Source organism: Epibacterium sp. ABV4_022, assembly GCF_056159345.1.
Genome location: NZ_JBSWVA010000001.1, coordinates 610,005 through 625,557 on the forward strand (window position 1 = coordinate 610,005; position 15,553 = coordinate 625,557).

General features: G+C 66.0%; 15 protein-coding genes. 10 read left to right on the forward strand and 5 right to left on the reverse strand.

The window, feature by feature from the left end; translation table 11 throughout:
- The first annotated feature begins 1 nt into the window (after position 1).
- The 3 genes from ACXAF5_RS02880 to ccoS all read left to right on the forward strand — a co-directional run bounded on the left by ACXAF5_RS02880 (position 2) and on the right by ccoS (position 2,979).
- Positions 2 to 478, forward strand: a complete 477-nt coding sequence (locus ACXAF5_RS02880) for a FixH family protein (RefSeq protein WP_239360635.1) — start codon at positions 2 to 4, stop codon at positions 476 to 478.
- A gap of 138 nt (positions 479 to 616) precedes the next feature.
- Positions 617 to 2,800, forward strand: a complete 2,184-nt coding sequence (locus ACXAF5_RS02885; protein ID WP_474945471.1) for a heavy metal translocating P-type ATPase — start codon at positions 617 to 619, stop codon at positions 2,798 to 2,800.
- Between the two features lie 20 nt (positions 2,801 to 2,820).
- The gene (gene ccoS / locus ACXAF5_RS02890) at positions 2,821 to 2,979 is read left to right on the forward strand and encodes a cbb3-type cytochrome oxidase assembly protein CcoS (RefSeq protein ID WP_239318628.1); all 159 of its coding nucleotides are present in this window, start codon (positions 2,821 to 2,823) and stop codon (positions 2,977 to 2,979) included.
- Between the two features lie 202 nt (positions 2,980 to 3,181).
- On the opposite strand, the gene ACXAF5_RS02895 is transcribed toward ccoS, so the two are convergent.
- Entirely contained in the window at positions 3,182 to 4,777 is a 1,596-nt protein-coding gene (locus ACXAF5_RS02895; RefSeq protein WP_474947787.1) for a D-alanyl-D-alanine carboxypeptidase family protein, read from the reverse strand.
- A 406-nt stretch (positions 4,778 to 5,183) separates the two neighbouring features.
- Entirely contained in the window at positions 5,184 to 5,897 is a 714-nt protein-coding gene (locus tag ACXAF5_RS02900; RefSeq protein WP_239318631.1) for an HAD family hydrolase, read from the reverse strand.
- 90 nt (positions 5,898 to 5,987) lie between these two features.
- Between ACXAF5_RS02900 and clpS the strand changes: the two genes are divergently transcribed.
- The 5 genes from clpS to ACXAF5_RS02925 all read left to right on the forward strand — a co-directional run bounded on the left by clpS (position 5,988) and on the right by ACXAF5_RS02925 (position 10,255).
- A complete protein-coding gene (clpS, locus tag ACXAF5_RS02905) occupies positions 5,988 to 6,329 on the forward strand; it encodes an ATP-dependent Clp protease adapter ClpS (RefSeq protein WP_239318633.1) in 342 nt (113 codons plus the stop codon).
- A 39-nt stretch (positions 6,330 to 6,368) separates the two neighbouring features.
- A complete protein-coding gene (locus ACXAF5_RS02910) occupies positions 6,369 to 7,355 on the forward strand; it encodes a class I SAM-dependent methyltransferase (protein WP_474945472.1) in 987 nt (328 codons plus the stop codon).
- Positions 7,356 to 7,507: 152 nt separating this feature from the next.
- A complete protein-coding gene (locus tag ACXAF5_RS02915; protein ID WP_239318637.1) occupies positions 7,508 to 8,311 on the forward strand; it encodes an SDR family NAD(P)-dependent oxidoreductase in 804 nt (267 codons plus the stop codon).
- Between the two features lie 40 nt (positions 8,312 to 8,351).
- Positions 8,352 to 9,254: an oxygen-dependent coproporphyrinogen oxidase gene (hemF, locus tag ACXAF5_RS02920; protein ID WP_474945473.1), complete on the forward strand. Its 903-nt coding sequence runs from the start codon at positions 8,352 to 8,354 to the stop codon at positions 9,252 to 9,254.
- 122 nt (positions 9,255 to 9,376) lie between these two features.
- Positions 9,377 to 10,255 carry a glycoside hydrolase family 25 protein gene (locus ACXAF5_RS02925; protein ID WP_474945474.1) on the forward strand — a complete coding sequence of 293 codons (879 nt, stop codon included), beginning with the start codon at positions 9,377 to 9,379 and terminating at the stop codon, positions 10,253 to 10,255.
- Between the two features lie 171 nt (positions 10,256 to 10,426).
- Here ACXAF5_RS02925 and ACXAF5_RS02930 read toward each other — a convergent pair whose 3' ends face one another.
- Together ACXAF5_RS02930 and hemC are read right to left on the reverse strand one after the other, a co-directional pair.
- Entirely contained in the window at positions 10,427 to 11,377 is a 951-nt protein-coding gene (locus ACXAF5_RS02930) for a fatty acid desaturase family protein (protein WP_474945475.1), read from the reverse strand.
- Positions 11,378 to 11,512: 135 nt separating this feature from the next.
- On the reverse strand, positions 11,513 to 12,469 hold the full coding sequence (gene hemC, locus ACXAF5_RS02935; RefSeq protein ID WP_474945476.1) for a hydroxymethylbilane synthase: 957 nt from the start codon (positions 12,467 to 12,469) through the stop codon (positions 11,513 to 11,515).
- 121 nt (positions 12,470 to 12,590) lie between these two features.
- On the opposite strand from hemC, the gene hemE reads away from it, so the two are divergent.
- The gene (hemE, locus tag ACXAF5_RS02940; protein WP_239318644.1) at positions 12,591 to 13,634 is read left to right on the forward strand and encodes a uroporphyrinogen decarboxylase; all 1,044 of its coding nucleotides are present in this window, start codon (positions 12,591 to 12,593) and stop codon (positions 13,632 to 13,634) included.
- 39 nt (positions 13,635 to 13,673) lie between these two features.
- On the opposite strand, the gene ACXAF5_RS02945 is transcribed toward hemE, so the two are convergent.
- Positions 13,674 to 14,786, reverse strand: coding sequence for a CaiB/BaiF CoA transferase family protein (locus ACXAF5_RS02945; protein ID WP_474945477.1), 1,113 nt, complete (start codon positions 14,784 to 14,786; stop codon positions 13,674 to 13,676).
- Positions 14,787 to 15,002: 216 nt separating this feature from the next.
- On the opposite strand from ACXAF5_RS02945, the gene ACXAF5_RS02950 reads away from it, so the two are divergent.
- Entirely contained in the window at positions 15,003 to 15,548 is a 546-nt protein-coding gene (locus ACXAF5_RS02950; RefSeq protein WP_474945478.1) for a CoxG family protein, read from the forward strand.
- Positions 15,549 to 15,553: the final 5 nt, after the last annotated feature.

Below are 15,553 nucleotides of genomic sequence, written 5' to 3' on the forward strand. Positions count from 1 at the left end.
CATGACCAGCAAGACCGATGCAAAGCCACGGGAATTCACCGGCAAGCACATGCTGGCGATCTGCGTCACCGCCTTTGGCATCATCATTGCCGTGAACATCTACATGGCGGTCAGCGCGGTGCGCACCTTTCCGGGGCTGGAGGTGAAGAACTCCTATGTGGCCAGCCAGCAGTTCGACACCCGCCGCGCCGCGCAGGAGGCGCTGGGCTGGTCGGTCTATGCCTCTGCGGTCGGCGATCAGGTCAAGCTGGAGATCACGGATCGCGACGGGCAGCCGGTGGAGGTTGCCTCGCTCACGGCGACGCTGGGGCGGGCCACCCATGTGAAGGACGACCAGAAGCCGCAGTTCACATTCGACGGCAGCGCCTATGTGGCCTCGGCAGAGCTGGCCCCCGGCAACTGGAACATTCGCATGATCGCGCGGGCCGAGGACGGCACCGAATTCATGCAGCGGGTGATCCTGCATGTGCAGCGCTGAGCAGATGACCCGCGTGCGCCCGACGGGTGGGTCCGCCTCCGGATCGCCCTCCGGACCGGCGGCGGGCGCATCATGGTCCCCCCGGCGGCGCCCGCGCCCCGCGGTGCCCGCTGTCAGAGGTTTGGAAGAGACATCGCAATGACCGCTCCCCTGCGCCATCAGACGGCCGTGTGCCCGGGCTGCGTTGCCGCCCCGAGCGAGGCGGTCGACACTGCCCCGACCGAGGCCCGGCTGGCGATTTCGCTGCCGACGATCCATTGTCAGGCCTGTATTTCCGCTGTCGAGCGCGGCCTGAATGCGGTGCCGGGGGTGCGGGATGCGCGGGTCAACCTGACGCTGAAACGCGCCTTGGTCGAGGCTGACCCGGATCTGCGGGCGGCGGATCTGGTGCCGGTGTGCGAGGCGCTGGGATACGAGGCGCACGAGCTGGACGCCGCCGCCCTCTCGGCCACGGCGACGGATCGGGCGGGCCGGGACCTGCTGCTGCGGCTGGCGGTGGCGGGCTTTGCCTCGATGAACGTGATGCTCTTGTCGATTTCGGTCTGGTCCGGGGCCTCCGACGCCACCCGTGACATGTTCCACTGGATCTCTGCCGCGATCACCTTTCCGGCGGTGATCTATGCGGGCCAGCCCTTCTATCGCAATGCCTGGGCGGCGCTGAAGGCCGGGCGCCTCAACATGGATGTGCCGATCGTGCTGGCGCTGCTGCTGGCGCTGGTGACCTCCCTGTGGGAGACCTCGCTGTCCGGTGAGCATGCCTATTTCGATGCCGCCCTGACGCTGACCTTCTTTCTGCTGGCGGGGCGCTACCTCGACCATCGCACCCGTGCCGCGGCCCGATCCGCCGCCGAGGAGCTGGCAGCCCTAGAAGTGCCGCGCGCCTGGCGGCTGGATGCGCAGGGCCAGGAGGTGGAGGTCTCTGTCGCGGATCTGAAGATCGGCGATCTGATCCGGGTCCGGCCGGGCGGCCGCATGCCGGTGGATGGCGAAATCGTCGAGGGGCGTTCGGAACTGGATCGCTCGCTCCTGACCGGGGAAACCCTGCCGGTGCTGGCCGAACCCGGGCGGCAGGTGTCCGCAGGCGAGGTCAATCTGACCGGCCCGCTGACCCTGCGGGCAACCGCGGTGGGAGAGGAGACCTCGCTGCATCGCATGGCCGATCTGGTGGCCATCGCCGAGTCGGGGCGGTCGCGCTATACCTCGCTCGCCGACAGTGCGGCAAAGCTCTACGCGCCGGGGGTGCATATCCTCTCGGCGCTCGCCTTCGTGGGCTGGTATCTCTACACGTTTGACCTGCGCACGGCGCTGAACATCGCCGCCGCGGTGCTGATTATCACCTGCCCCTGTGCGCTGGGGCTGGCGGTGCCGGCGGTGACGACCGCGGCCTCCGGTCGACTGTTCCGGGCCGGTCTGCTGGTCAAGCACGCCACCGCGCTGGAGCGCCTGGCGGAGGTGGACACGGTGGTTTTTGACAAGACCGGGACACTGACGGCGGGGACGCCGGAGGTGGTGAACCTGGAGGATCTGAGCCGCGAGCAGCTGTCACTGGCACTGGCGCTGGCAGAGGGGTCCGCGCACCCCCTGGCGCAATCGCTGAGCCGTGCCGCACGCGCCGCCGGGATCACGCCTGTGGCTGTCACCGATCTGCGCGAGGTGCCGGGCTATGGGACCGAAGGCCGCCTCGCGGGGCGGCAGGTCCGGCTGGGCCGTGGGGCCTGGGTCGGTGCCACGGCGTCGACGACGCAAACCACCACATGGCTGGACCCGGGGGAGGGCGCGCCCGTTGCGATCCGCTTTGCCGACAGCCTGCGCCCGGGTGCGGCGGCGGCGGTCTGCGCCCTGCGCGACGCCGGCAAGGACGTGCGGCTGGTTTCGGGCGATGCCGCGGCAGCGGTGGAGGATCTGGCGCAGCGGCTCGGCATCCGGACCTGGGTGGCCGAAGCGCTGCCAGAGCAGAAGGCGACCTATGTGGGGGATCTGACCCAGGCCGGCCACAAGGTGCTGATGGTCGGCGATGGTCTGAACGATACCGCCGCCCTGGCGGGGGCGCATGTCTCGATATCGCCGGCTTCGGCGCTGGATGCCGCCCGCGTGGCATCCGACATCGTGCTGCTGGGGCAGGACCTCGCGCCGATTGCCGAAGCCTGTGGCGTGGCGCGCCGGGCCACCCGCCGCATCCGCGAGAACTTTCGTATTGCCACGATCTACAATATCATTGCGGTGCCGCTGGCGATTGCCGGTCTTGCCACCCCCTTGATCGCAGCGCTGGCCATGTCCACCTCCTCGATTACCGTGTCGCTCAATGCGCTGCGGTTGCGCTGAGCGGGTGAAGGAGAGCACGTATGACTGTCTTGTCCTATCTGATTCCGATTTCCTTGATCCTTGGCGGGGCGGGGCTGATCGGCTTCATCTACACCGTGCGCTCGGATCAGTATGATGATCCGGAAGGGGACGCGCGGCGCATTCTCAGTGATGAGTGGGACGACCACCCCAAACCCTGACACGTGCCGGACCGCACCCGGAGGAAGCGCATCCTTGGGGCGCATCCGCATCTGATTGTGATCTGGCCGATGAAAAACGGGCCCGCACCGCGTCAGCGGTGCCGGGCCCAACTGGCATCGCGCATGTCAATGCGCGTTTGGCAGGCGGGAGCCGCCCCGCCCCGGTCTTGCCCGGTGGGGAGGTCCCGCGTGCAACGCGGTGTCAGGAGGCCGGCCCGAGGGTTTCGCAGGTCACATTGCGCGAATTGAGGCGGCGACAGGCGAGTTCCGCGCCGTCCTTGGTCATGCCGAGGAAATGGGCGTCAAACCCGCGCGGGCTCTGCACCACCTTGCGCAGGGACCCGTCGAGGGTCTCCATCTCGGCCAGCGCCGTGCGCAACAGGACCTTTTCGGCCTGGAACCGCGTCGTGTAGCGCCCGACGTTGATGCCCCAGTAGCGCCCCCCCGATGTGGACAGACGGGTCACCACCACCGGTTCCTCCTCGACGGAGGCGACGCGGGTGTCAAAGGAGGCCGGGCGCGCCTGCGGGCGCGGACCGGTATAGCGGCGCTGGGTGGGGGCGGAGACCGCCTTGGCCACGGCGGTGCTGATCTCCGCTTTCAGCTCCGCATCGCCGTCGGTCTGCGCTTGCAGGCTCTCGGGACGGGCCACTGGTTGCAGGGCGGAGACTTCGGTGACTTCCAGAATGGCGCTGTTGATGCCGGACTGAAGCGCATCGGAATCAAGTGCGGCGACCTGGACCTCCTCGCCGGTGTCCGGGCTCGCCTCTTCCGGGATCTCGGCAGCGGCGACCAGGGCGGCCGGATCGACCTCGGGGGCGGGGCGGGCGCGCGGGCGCAGGGTTTCAGAGATGACACCGCTCACCCGGATGGTCTTGCCCGCCAGGCCATGGGAGTCGTCTTCGGCCAGCTGCACGCCGCTGTTGCCGACATAGGGCGGCAGCGCCGGTTTCTGCAGCTTGGCATAGGCCGGCGCGCGGCGGAAGCCGAGGTCCAGAAGCTCTGCGATCTTGGCATTGCGCGAGGCGGTGGATTTGCCGCCAAAGACGGTTGCGATGATCCGCTCATCGCCGCGTTTGGCAGAGGACACGAGGTTGAAGCCCGCCGCGCGGGTATAGCCGGTCTTGATGCCGTCGGCCCCGCGATAGGCGGCCAGCAGGCGGCGGTTGGTGTTATAGACCACCTTCATCCCGGCATCGGTCGAGGTCCGGGAAAACAGGTTATAATATTCCGGGTAATCATAGAGGATGTGCCGCCCCAGCGTGGTCATGTCGCGGGCGGTCGACAGATGCCCGCTGGCGGTCAGGCCGTGGGCGTTCTTGAACGTGGTGCGGGTCATGCCAAGGGCCTTGGCGGTGCGGTTCATGCGCCGGGCAAAGGCCGCTTCGGACCCGGAGATCGCCTCGCCGATGGCGGTGGCCGCGTCATTGGCGGATTTCACTGCCGCCGCCCGGATCAGATAGCGCAGGGCGATCTTCTGCCCGCGACGCAGGCCCAGTTCCGACGGGGGTTCAGCTTCGGCGTTGCGCGACACCGTGATTCGGGTGTCGAGGTCGATCTCGCCGTTCCGCACCGCCTCAAAGGCGATGTAGAGCGTCATCATCTTGGTCAGCGAGGCTGGGTGCAATCGGGTGTCGGCATTGCGGGAATGCAGCACTTCGCCGGTGCGCGCATCCATCACCATCGCCGCATAGGGCGCGGCGTCCACCCGGGACGCCTGCGCCGCAACCAGTCCCGCGATCAGCATCAGCCCCATCGTGGCCAGCCTGCATCGCCGTGCAAGTCTGCGGAGGCTCATCTGCCCCGGAGTGCGTTCCGTTTCACGGACCAATCCCGCCACAATAGAGGAGGGACGACCGCCATCGACCTGAGAAATCACTGCCATGTCTGCCTCGTGTCGCCGGTTTTCCGGCTGACGTTTTGTCTGCTGCGATCAGCGTATCATAGCCGGTGGGTCGAATAAACCAGTTGTGAAGGAACATCGAAGCGCCTGCACAGCGCAATTTGCGAGCCGCTTCGACATGTGGTGTCCTGTCGAAATAGCACCGCTAGATCGGGTGGGCCGGGCGCCTGCGCCCCCTGCGATTTTCTGGTGTTCGCTTTGCTGTGGCGGGTCAGGAAACCGTGCATTTTCTGAGCAAATGCGGCCTTGGGGTCACAGCAGTGAATAAAGGGTTAACATAACCTCTGCTGCTCGGCAGGACTCAGCCGATGCGCGCGATCAGGGTCGGCAGATCGCCGAGGTCGCGGATCTCGTGAAACCGGGGGCTGTCGGCGGGGGCCTCGGCGTGTTCGACCTCCCAGACCAGACCGTGGGGCACATAGACGCCAAAGCCGCCGGCCTCCACCACCGGGACCACATCGGATCGCATCGAATTGCCCGCCATCAGCGCATGCTCCACCCCGGAGCCATGGCGGTCGAAGATGTCGACATAGACCTGCGGCGTCTTCTCCGACACCACTTCGACGGCGTCGAACAGATCGCCCAGGCCGGATTGCGCCAGTTTGCGCTCCTGATCCAGCAGGTCGCCCTTGGTGATCAGCACCAGCTTGTAGTCCTCGGCCACGGCCTCGACAGTGCTGCGGGCATGGGGCAGCAGCTCGATCGGGAAGGACAGCATCATCTGTCCCGCTTCCAGCAATTCCTTGATGACGGCAGAGGGCACGCGCCCCTCCGTCACGTCGATCGCGGTTTCGATCATCGACAGGGTGAAGCCTTTGACCCCGTAGCCATAGGCGCCCAGGTTGCGTTTCTCGGCGTCCAGCAGTTTGCGGTCCAGTTCCTCGGGCCCCATGTCGTCGGGGGTGTGATCCATCAGCAGTTCGGCAAAGCGGTCCTGAGTGACCCGAAAGAAGCGCTCGTTGTGCCAGAGCGTGTCATCTGCGTCAAAACCGATGGTCGTCAGCGTTCTAGGCATTATCCCGATCTCAATCTCTTTTCCTTATTGGGTCTTCCCCTATATAAGCCGGTGACGAACGCAGATGCACGACTGGAAACTTTTGATCCCATGCTAAAGCACCCCGTTATGATGTCGGACACTCCGGAAGACGACAGCGACCTTGGTGTCCTGACCAAGACGCGCCCGCGGACGCAACGGCCGCCGCGCTACAAGGTGCTGCTGTTGAATGACGACTACACGCCGATGGAATTCGTGGTGATCGTGCTGGAGCGGTTCTTTGGGCTCAATCATGCGCAAGCCTTTGAAATCATGCTCACAGTGCACAAAAAAGGCGTCGCCGTCGTTGGCGTTTTCAGCCATGAGGTCGCCGAAACCAAGGTTGCGCAGGTGATGGATTACGCTCGTCGCCACCAGCATCCGCTGCAATGCACCATGGAAAAAGACGACTGATCCGCCCCTGCGCGGTTGGTCCCGGAAAGGTCTTTCAAGATGTCCCAACGCCTGAGCCTCGCGGTTCAATCGGGCGCGTTCGCCGTTCCTGAAACGGGGCGAATCGCCGTGTTCCATCCGCGCGAGGGGCATGATCTCTCCGCATTGCCGCAGGACCGGCTGGAGGTGATCCAGCCGCTGAAGCCCGATCATGACGATTGGGCCGCGCGGGGGCTGTCCTGCCTGGCCGAGGTCCAGCCGGGGGCGACCTATGCTGCTGCGGTGGTGTTCCTGCCGCGGGCCAAATCCCTGGCGCGGCATCTGGTGGCGCAGGCGGCAGCGACGACGACGGGCCCGGTGCTGATTGATGGCGCCAAGACAGATGGCATCGATTCCCTGTTGAAGGCGTTGAAGACATGCACCGACCCCACGGCCGCCATTTCCAAGGCGCATGGCAAAGCCTTTTGCATCAATGGGGGGCTGGATCTGTCCGACTGGATCGCGGCGCCGCAGGTGGTCGCCGGTGGTTTTGAGACGGCGCCGGGCGTGTTTTCCGCCGATGGCATCGATCCTGCCTCTGCCTTGTTGGCCGCGGCGCTACCGGAAAAACTCGGCAAGGAGGTGGCCGATCTTGGGGCCGGATGGGGCTATCTCTCGGCGCAGGTTCTGAGCCGCGCCGGTGTCGAGGTGCTGCATCTGGTGGAGGCCGATCATGGTGCCCTGGCCTGCGCGCGCCGCAACGTGACGGATACGCGGGCGCAGTTGCACTGGGCGGATGCGCGCGACTGGGGTGCCAAGGGCAGTCTGGATGCGATCGTGATGAACCCGCCGTTTCATAGCGGGCGCAGCGCGGAGCCGGCGCTGGGGCAGGCGTTTATCGCCAATGCCGCGCGGCTGCTGAAACCGGCGGGCCAGCTCTGGCTGGTGGCGAACCGGCATCTGCCGTATGAGACCCCGCTGGGCGCGGTGTTTGCCTCTCACAGCGAGGTTGCGGGCGACAATCGCTTCAAGATCCTGCATGCCTCACGTCCGCGCCGGACGCGCTGACCCCGGTCTGCGGATGCGGCTGCAAAACCTGTTCAAATCTGCAAACCTTCGGGGTATCGTCGCGGCGACATGAGGTCCCCTGCGGGACTTCTGATCTGCAACCTGGCCCAAGGAACAGGCGCATCGCCTGACCAAGCAAGGATCTTTATCCCATGAGTTTTTCAATCTCCGGCAAGACCGCGATCGTGACCGGCGCTGCCAATGGCATCGGTTTGGCGATCGGGCGGCAATTTGCCCGCGAAGGCGCAAATGTGATGTTCGTGGACCAGGATGAATCGGCGCTGCTGCAAGAGTTGGGCAGCGACGTCGAGGACAGCAATATCCGCCATTTTGCCGGTGACCTGCGCGAGCGGCTGACCATCGCCAACCTGTTGTCGGCCACAATCGACGCGTTTGACAAGATCGATATCCTGGTCAATGGCGCCCGCAAGGTCGTGCCCAGCGAGCCGCTGAACCCCGATGACGAAAGCGTCGAGTTCCTGCTGCGGCAGAACCTGATGTCCACCCTGCGCCTGTCGCAGCATGTGGCCAAGCGGATGATCCGCCAGGGCGAAGAGCGCGACGACGACGGCGCAAACGGTGCCATCATCAACCTGTCGTCCATCGCCGCGCGGCGCACCCACCCGGATCTGATGGGGTACTCCGTGACCTCGGCTGCGCTGGATCAGATGACACGCTCGTTGGCGGTGTCGCTGGCGCCGCATAAGATTCGGGTGAACTCCATCGCCTTCGGCTCCGTGATGAGTGCGTCGATGCAGGCCACGCTCAAGGACAACCGCTCCCTGCGGCAGGACATCGAGGAGCATACGCCCCTGAACCGGATCGCACCGCCCACCGAACTGACCGAGACGGCGCAGTTTCTGGCGTCTGAGGCGTCGGGGTTCATGACCGGGCAGGTGCTGACGCTGGATGGTGGGCGCACGCTGCTTGATCCCGTCACCGCGCCGGTGCATTGAGGCGGCACACCCGAATTACGATCTGACCCAGGAGGCCCGGATGGCAGAGAACGCGACAGAGATGTGCGCAGAAAAAGCGCGTGCGGCAGCATGGTTCCGGGAGCTGCGCGATCAGATCGTTTCAGCTTTTGAGGGGCTGGAGGACAGCCATACAGACGGTCCCTTTGCCGATATGGAGGCGGGTCGGTTTGACGTGAGCGAGACCAAGCGCACGGCGGACGATGGCTCTGACGCGGGTGGTGGCCTGATGAGCGTGATGCGGGGCGGCCGCGTGTTTGAAAAGGTCGGCGTCAATATTTCCGAGGTCTACGGCACACTTGGCGAACGCGCGCAAAACGCGATGGCGGCCCGCAAGGGGCTGCCGGGCATGAAGGAAGATCCACGGTTCTGGGCCTCGGGCATTTCGCTGGTGGCGCATATGCGCAACCCGCATGTGCCGGCGGTGCATATGAACACGCGCATGTTCTGGACGCCGCATGGCTGGTGGTTCGGCGGCGGGTCTGACCTCAACCCGTGTATCGAGTATGACGAGGACACGGCGCATTTCCACGGCGTGCAACAAGCGCATCTCGACCCGCATGGCGGCGATCTCTATCCCCGGCTGAAGGCCTGGGCGGATGAGTATTTCTTCATCCCGCATCGCGGTCGCGCGCGCGGGGTTGGCGGTATTTTTCTGGACGATCACAACACCGGCGACTGGGCGGCGGATTTTGCGCTGGTTCAGGATATTGGCCGCGCCTTTCTGCCCGCCTTTGTGCCGCTGGTGGAAAAACGGCGCGTGCAGAGCTGCTCTGAGGCGGACAAAGACGTGCAGCTCATTCATCGCGGGCTCTATGCGGAATACAACCTTGTATATGATCGCGGCACCAAGTTCGGTCTGGAGACCGGGCATGACGCCAATGCGGTGTTGATGAGCCTGCCGCCGCTCGCGAAATGGGTCTGAGGGTCGCATCGGTGTAAACCCGCTCAGCGCGCGGGAAAGCGGACCCTATTCGGCATTCTGCATTGAAGGATCTGCCTGTCTCCGGCTCTATGGAGGCAGGCAGATTTCTTTGGCAGGTAGATATGACATTTCATCGGTTGATTGGTTTGGGGATGCTCGCGGCGCTGGCCGCCTGCGGCAGTGCAACGCGGGAGCCGGTGCCGCCGCCGCCTCTGGAAGGGGAGGTCGAGCGGGTGATAGATCCCGCTTTTGCGCGTGCCTATGCGGCGCTCGCGACCTATCCGAAATACGGCGACAATGACCCCCATGACTGGGACGGGGGCACGCCATGGGGCTATCCGATCCATGGCATCGATGTGGCGCGCTATCAGGGCGATATCGACTGGCGTCAGGTGGGCGCGGCGGGGGTGTCCTTTGCGTGGATCAAGGCCACGGAAGGGGGCGATCACCTGGACCCGGAGTTCAAGTCCAACTGGCGCGCGGCACGGCGTGCAGGTCTGCGACGCGGAGCCTATCATTTCTATTATTTCTGTCGCAGCCCGGAAGAGCAGGCGCGCTGGTTCATCCGAAATGTTCCCAAGGAGGCGGGCAGCCTGCCGCCGGTGCTGGATATCGAGTGGAACCATGCCTCGCCGAGCTGCAAACGCCGCCCGTCCGGGGCCGAGGCGCGGCATGAGGCGGAACGCTTCATCCAGAAGATCGAGCAGCACTATGGTCGCAGGCCGGTGGTGTATACCACGGTGGATTTCTATCGAGATACTGGAATTGGGCAGCTTCAGGGGGTGGACTTCTGGCTGCGGTCGGTCGCCGGGCATCCGGAACAGGTCTATCCCGGCGCGCATTGGGTGTTCTGGCAATACACGGGCACAGGCTCCGTGCCCGGCATCGAGGGGAATGTGGATCTGAACGCCTTTGCGGGGAGCGCGGAGAACTGGCTCCAATGGCTGGGATATCGGAAATACCTGCCGGTGGAGGTGCCCGCGACAGAGGCGGAGGGCTGATCCGGGCGCGGTGCAAGAGGTTTTGCGCTCCGCTTGCGCGGATCGCCGGGGGGCAGGGGCAGCGCCTTCGGCGCTGCCCCTGCCGGGCCCAACGCTTTTGGGGGAGACGTGTCTCACCCGCAAAGGGGCGGGAGTGCCCCCTTGCCCGGTGCGGCAGCAGCGAGGGTGTGGTCAGGCGCTACGGCGGTGCCAGCCCGCTTCGATCAGGGCCTGTCCGTAGCTTTTTGCCACCCGCATGCGCGCGCCGTATCCTTTCGCCAGCAACACAGCGTGCAACTTTGGGAGCTGCCAGCAGGGCACATGCATGACCATGTGGTGTTCGAGGTGATAGTTCACCCAGTAGGGGGCGACCAGAGCACGGGCCAGGGGGCCGGCATAAGTGGTGCGCACGTTCTGGAACGGGTTTTCTGAGCGCTCCACCGCGCCATGTTCGGCGATATTGCGCAGGCGCACGACGAACTGGAACCATGTCAGATAGGGCAGGAGCCAGAAGGCCAGCCCCCACCACCAGCTGCCCAGCAGGCTCATGACCAGCATCGGCAGCAGGAACATTGGCAGGGCGGGCAGCAGGCGCGGGCTCTTGAACGTCTGCGCAAAATCACCCGAGGCGGCTTCCATCGCCTCGTGATCACCGGCCAGCACGAGGGACATGCGGATCTGGCCAAAGAGTTGCTTGAGACCGGTTTGTCCCGTGAGGTCGCGGGTGAACTTGCGCTTGAGAGAGGCGCGGGTGGTCGGGAAGGCCAGTGACAGCGCCAGATCCGGGTCCTTGTCGGTCTGGGTGTGGCGGTGATGGGTCAGGTGGTAGTGGCGATAGGCCGGCAGGTCGGCCAGGATCGGACGCGCGCAGAACCATTGCCCGATGCGATCATTCAGCCTGCGGGATTTGAACAGCGCATTATGCGCGGCCTCATGCATCAGGATCGCCAGTCCCAACTGGCGCGAGCCGATGAGCATCACGGCAATCAGCGCTGTCAGGAGGTTAGGCCGAAGCGCAAACAGCGCCACCGCCGCCGCAATCACGCCCCAGCAATGCAGCACCAGCCACACGCCCATCAGGTCTGATCGCGCTGCAAGCGGGCGAATGTCGTCGCTGCTGAGATAGGCCTTGCCCGGTGTCATCCTGCGCCCTCCCCGCCGCCTGATCCTGTCGTCTCAGGCTGGCAGCGGAACGGGTCTTGCGTCAATCGGGGCGTGGCGTCACGCAGGCTGCGACCAGTTCTGACAGTCGCAACCGCGGGAGCGCGGGCCCGGCGGTCAGTGGCTGAAGAACCCTTCTCCCGCCCGCGCGCGCAGAGCCTCGCCCATGCGGCGACCGAGTTCGGCGCCGTCCTCGATCGCGCAGCTTTGCTGATCCGCCAGAGCCTCTGACCCGTCGGGGCGCAGGATCTGGCCGCGCAGCTGCAAGGTGCCGCCGGAGAGATCGGCCAGCGCGGCGATCGGCGTTTCGCAGGATCCATCCAGCGCGGCCAGGAAGGCGCGCTCGGCCGCGAGGCGCAGGCTGGTCTCGGCGTGGTGGATGGCCTCCAGCATGGTGGCCGCGGTTGTGTCGTCGCTGCGGCGTTCGATGCCGATGGCGCCCTGGGCCACCGCAGGCAGCATGTCCTCGGGCGCGATGGGCGTGGCGGGAACCTCCTCGGCCATGTTGAGGCGGCGCAGCCCGGCCATGGCGAGGAAAGTGGCGCTGGCCACGCCATCGTGGAGTTTCTGCAGGCGGGTCTGGACGTTGCCCCGGAACTCCACCACCTGCAAATCCGGGCGCTGGTGCAGCAGTTGCGCGCGCCGGCGCAGGGAGGAGGTGCCCACGACCGCGCCCTCCGGCAGATCGGCAATCGCACGGATCTGCGGGGAGACAAACGCGTCGCGGACATCTTCGCGCGGCAGGTAGCAATCCAGCATCAGCCCTTCGGGCTGTTCGGTGGGCATGTCCTTCATCGAATGCACCGCGAGGTCGATGCCGCCGGAGGTCAGCGCCTCTTCGATCTCCTTGGTGAACAGCCCCTTGTTGCCGATCTCTTTCAGCGGACGATCCGCGTCGATCATGGCGCGGTTGTCGCCGGTGGTCTTGATCACCACGATGTCAAAGGCCGTGGGCTCCAGCTCAAAGGCGCGGGCCAGCCGGTCGCGGGTCTCATAGGCCTGAGCAAGCGCCAGCGGAGAGCCGCGGGTGCCGATCTTCAGGGGCGAAGCGGGAGAGGGCAGGGTCAGGGTCATGGGGCACAGGATTAGTCGCGACATTATGCCGTGGCAAGCGCCAGTCTGTGCGGGCTGGCAAGCCTTGACAATTTGCCGCTGAGGCTAGACCTCAGAGGGACCGCAATAAAAGGGGCAGAGCATGGGCCAGCAAAAGACGATCCTCCGCGCATTGGCAGGCGAGACGCAGGCCGTGCCGCCCATATGGATGATGCGCCAGGCGGGCCGCTACCTGCCCGAATACCGCGCCACCCGCGCCCAGGCCGGCGATTTCCTGAGCCTGTGCTACAATCCCGAGCTGGCCGCCGAGGTGACGTTGCAGCCGATCCGTCGCTACGGGTTTGATGCCGCGATCCTGTTTGCCGATATTCTTCTGGTGCCGCAGGCGCTGGGGGCGGAGCTGTGGTTCGTCACCGGCGAAGGTCCGCGCCTGTCCACCATCACCACGGAGGCGGATTTTGCCAAGCTTGGCCCCGCCGGCGACGTGCATGAGACCCTCAACCCGATCTATGAAACCGTGCGCATCCTGTCGCGCGAACTGCCGTCGGACACCACGCTGATCGGCTTTGCCGGCGCGCCCTGGACCGTGGCCACCTATATGATCGCCGGGCGCGGCACCCCGGATCAGGGCCCGGCGCATGCGCTGATGCAGGAAAACACCGCTCTGTTCGAGGCGCTGCTGGCGCGGATCACCGAGGCGACCATTCACTACCTCTCGGCCCAGATCGAGGCCGGGGCCGAGGTGGTGAAGATCTTTGACAGCTGGGCCGGATCGCTGAAGGGCGCGGCCTTCGAGAAATACGCGCTGGAGCCCGCGCGCGAAATCACCGCGGCGCTGAAGGCGCGCCACCCCGGCATTCCGGTCATCGGCTTCCCGCGTGAGGCGGGCGAGAAATACGTGGGCTTCCACAAGGCCACCGGCGTCGATTGCGTGGCGCTCGACAATTCCGTGGATCCGGAATGGGCGGCGGCGCATGTGCAGGTGGACGGCTGCGTGCAGGGCAATCTGGCCTCCCGGCACATGGTCACCGGGGGTGAGGCGCTGGTGGCGGATACGCGTCGCATCGTGCAGGCCCTGTCGCAGGGGCCGCATATCTTCAACCTCGGCCATGGGATCACGCCCGATGCCGATCCTGACAATGTGCAGCTGATGATCGACACGGTGCGCGAGGGCGCGGGCCAGTAACGCGGGCAACGGCGGCTCGGCCTGCCCGGAGCTTGCGCCTCACGCGCCTTCGGGGTCCGTCTTGTGCGTCGCTGACGCAGCGAGGGCGGCGAGGATTTCCGTCCGGTTGCCGTCGCGGCGCGGGCGTGTGCCCACGGGCTGGGTCTTGCCATCAAATCGGGGCGCGGGGGCGGCTTGCAGATCGCCGTCCCGGTTGATCCACGTCTTGCGGATGTTCATGGGGTCGGCTGCGGCTTCGGCCGGGGACAGCACCGGCGTGACGCAGGCATCGCTGCCCTCGAACAGTGCGGCCCAGTGGTCGCGGCTGTGTTCGGCAAAGCGCCCGGCGAGGCGGACGGTCAGCTCCGGCCAGAGCGATCTGTCGAACTGGCGTGTGAACTCCGGGTCCTCCGAGAGACCCAGCGTCTCGAGGAAGATCCTGTAGAACTTGGGCTCCAGACATTGCACGGCGATATGCCCGCCGCCCCGGCACAGGTAGGTCCGGCTCCAATGCGGGCCGTCCAGCAGGTTGTGCCCGCGCGTCTCGCCAAACCCGCCGGCCTGGCGCAGCGCCATCAGCAGGTTCATCATATGCGCCGAGCCATCGTAGATCGCCGCATCGACCACGGCGCCCACACCGGTTCGTGCGGCGCGCAGGAGGCCGGTCAGCAACCCTGCGACCAGGTAGAGCGCGCCGCCCCCGATGTCGCCGACAAGCGTCGCTGGCGGCAGGGGCACATCGCCGGGCGCCGACGCGGGCCAGAGCGCCCCCGACAGGGCGATATAGTTGAGGTCATGCCCGGCCCGGGCGGCGCGGGGACTGTCCTGCCCCCACCCCGTCATGCGGCCATAGACCAGCCCCGGGTTGCGCGCGTGCATCTCGTCCGGGCCAAGCCCCAGACGTTCCATCACGCCGGGGCGAAACCCCTCGATCAACCCGTCCGCCGTTGCAATCAGCTGCTGCGCAATCCCGACGTCCTCATGGTCCTTCAGATCGAGGGCGATGGATTTCTTGCCGCGATCCAGGATCGAGTGCTCCGGCAGGCCGGGGGTCGCGGTGCCGCCTTTGCGATGGATGCAAATGACCTCGGCGCCCAGGTCGGCCAGCATCATACCGGCAAAGGGGGCGGGGCCGAGGGCTTCGATTTCGATGATGCGGATCCCGGTGAGCATATCGGCCCTCTCTGGCGGCGGGTGGCTGTCGATCTCATTCGGGCAGGGTGGCGCCGCGGCTGTCAATCCGCGCGCCGATCCGTGACGCCACGTTGTGTTGCGCGGGCGCGGGCGTGTCGCGGCGTATCATCCTCCTTGGCAGCGGGGCGCAATTCCGGCTAGGTGGAGGCGGACACGCCATGCGGGCCACAGGCCCGAAGCCAGGGGAGAGACGCCATGCAAATGAGTGACCAGAAGGAAATCGCGGCCGATCCCGCAACCGTGTATGCGGCCCTGCTGAGCCCGGAGGTGCTGAAAGCCTGCGTGCCCGGCGCGCAGGAGGTGACCGGCTCTGCCGAGGAGGGGTTCGAGGCGAAGGTGACCCAGAAGGTGGGTCCGGTGAAGGCGACCTTTACCGGAACCGTTACGCTCTCGGATCTGGTGCCGGGCGAAAAGCTGACCATCACCGGCGAGGGCAAGGGCGGTGCTGCGGGTTTTGCCAAGGGCGGCGCCGAGGTAACGCTCGCCGCCAGCGAGACCGGCACGCTCCTGTCCTATGACGTGGATGCCAAGGTCGGCGGCAAGCTGGCCCAGCTGGGCAGCCGCATCATCGACGGGTTTGCCAAGAAGATGGCCGATCAGTTCTTTACCAATCTGCAAAATGCGCTTGCGCCGGAAGCCCCCGAGGACGATGCCGAGGCTGCCGAGGCCGGGGGCACGCAGAAGGGCTGGTTCCGCAAGATGCTCGGCGGGTCGGGCAGCGGTGACACCGACAACGGGTGACGCCG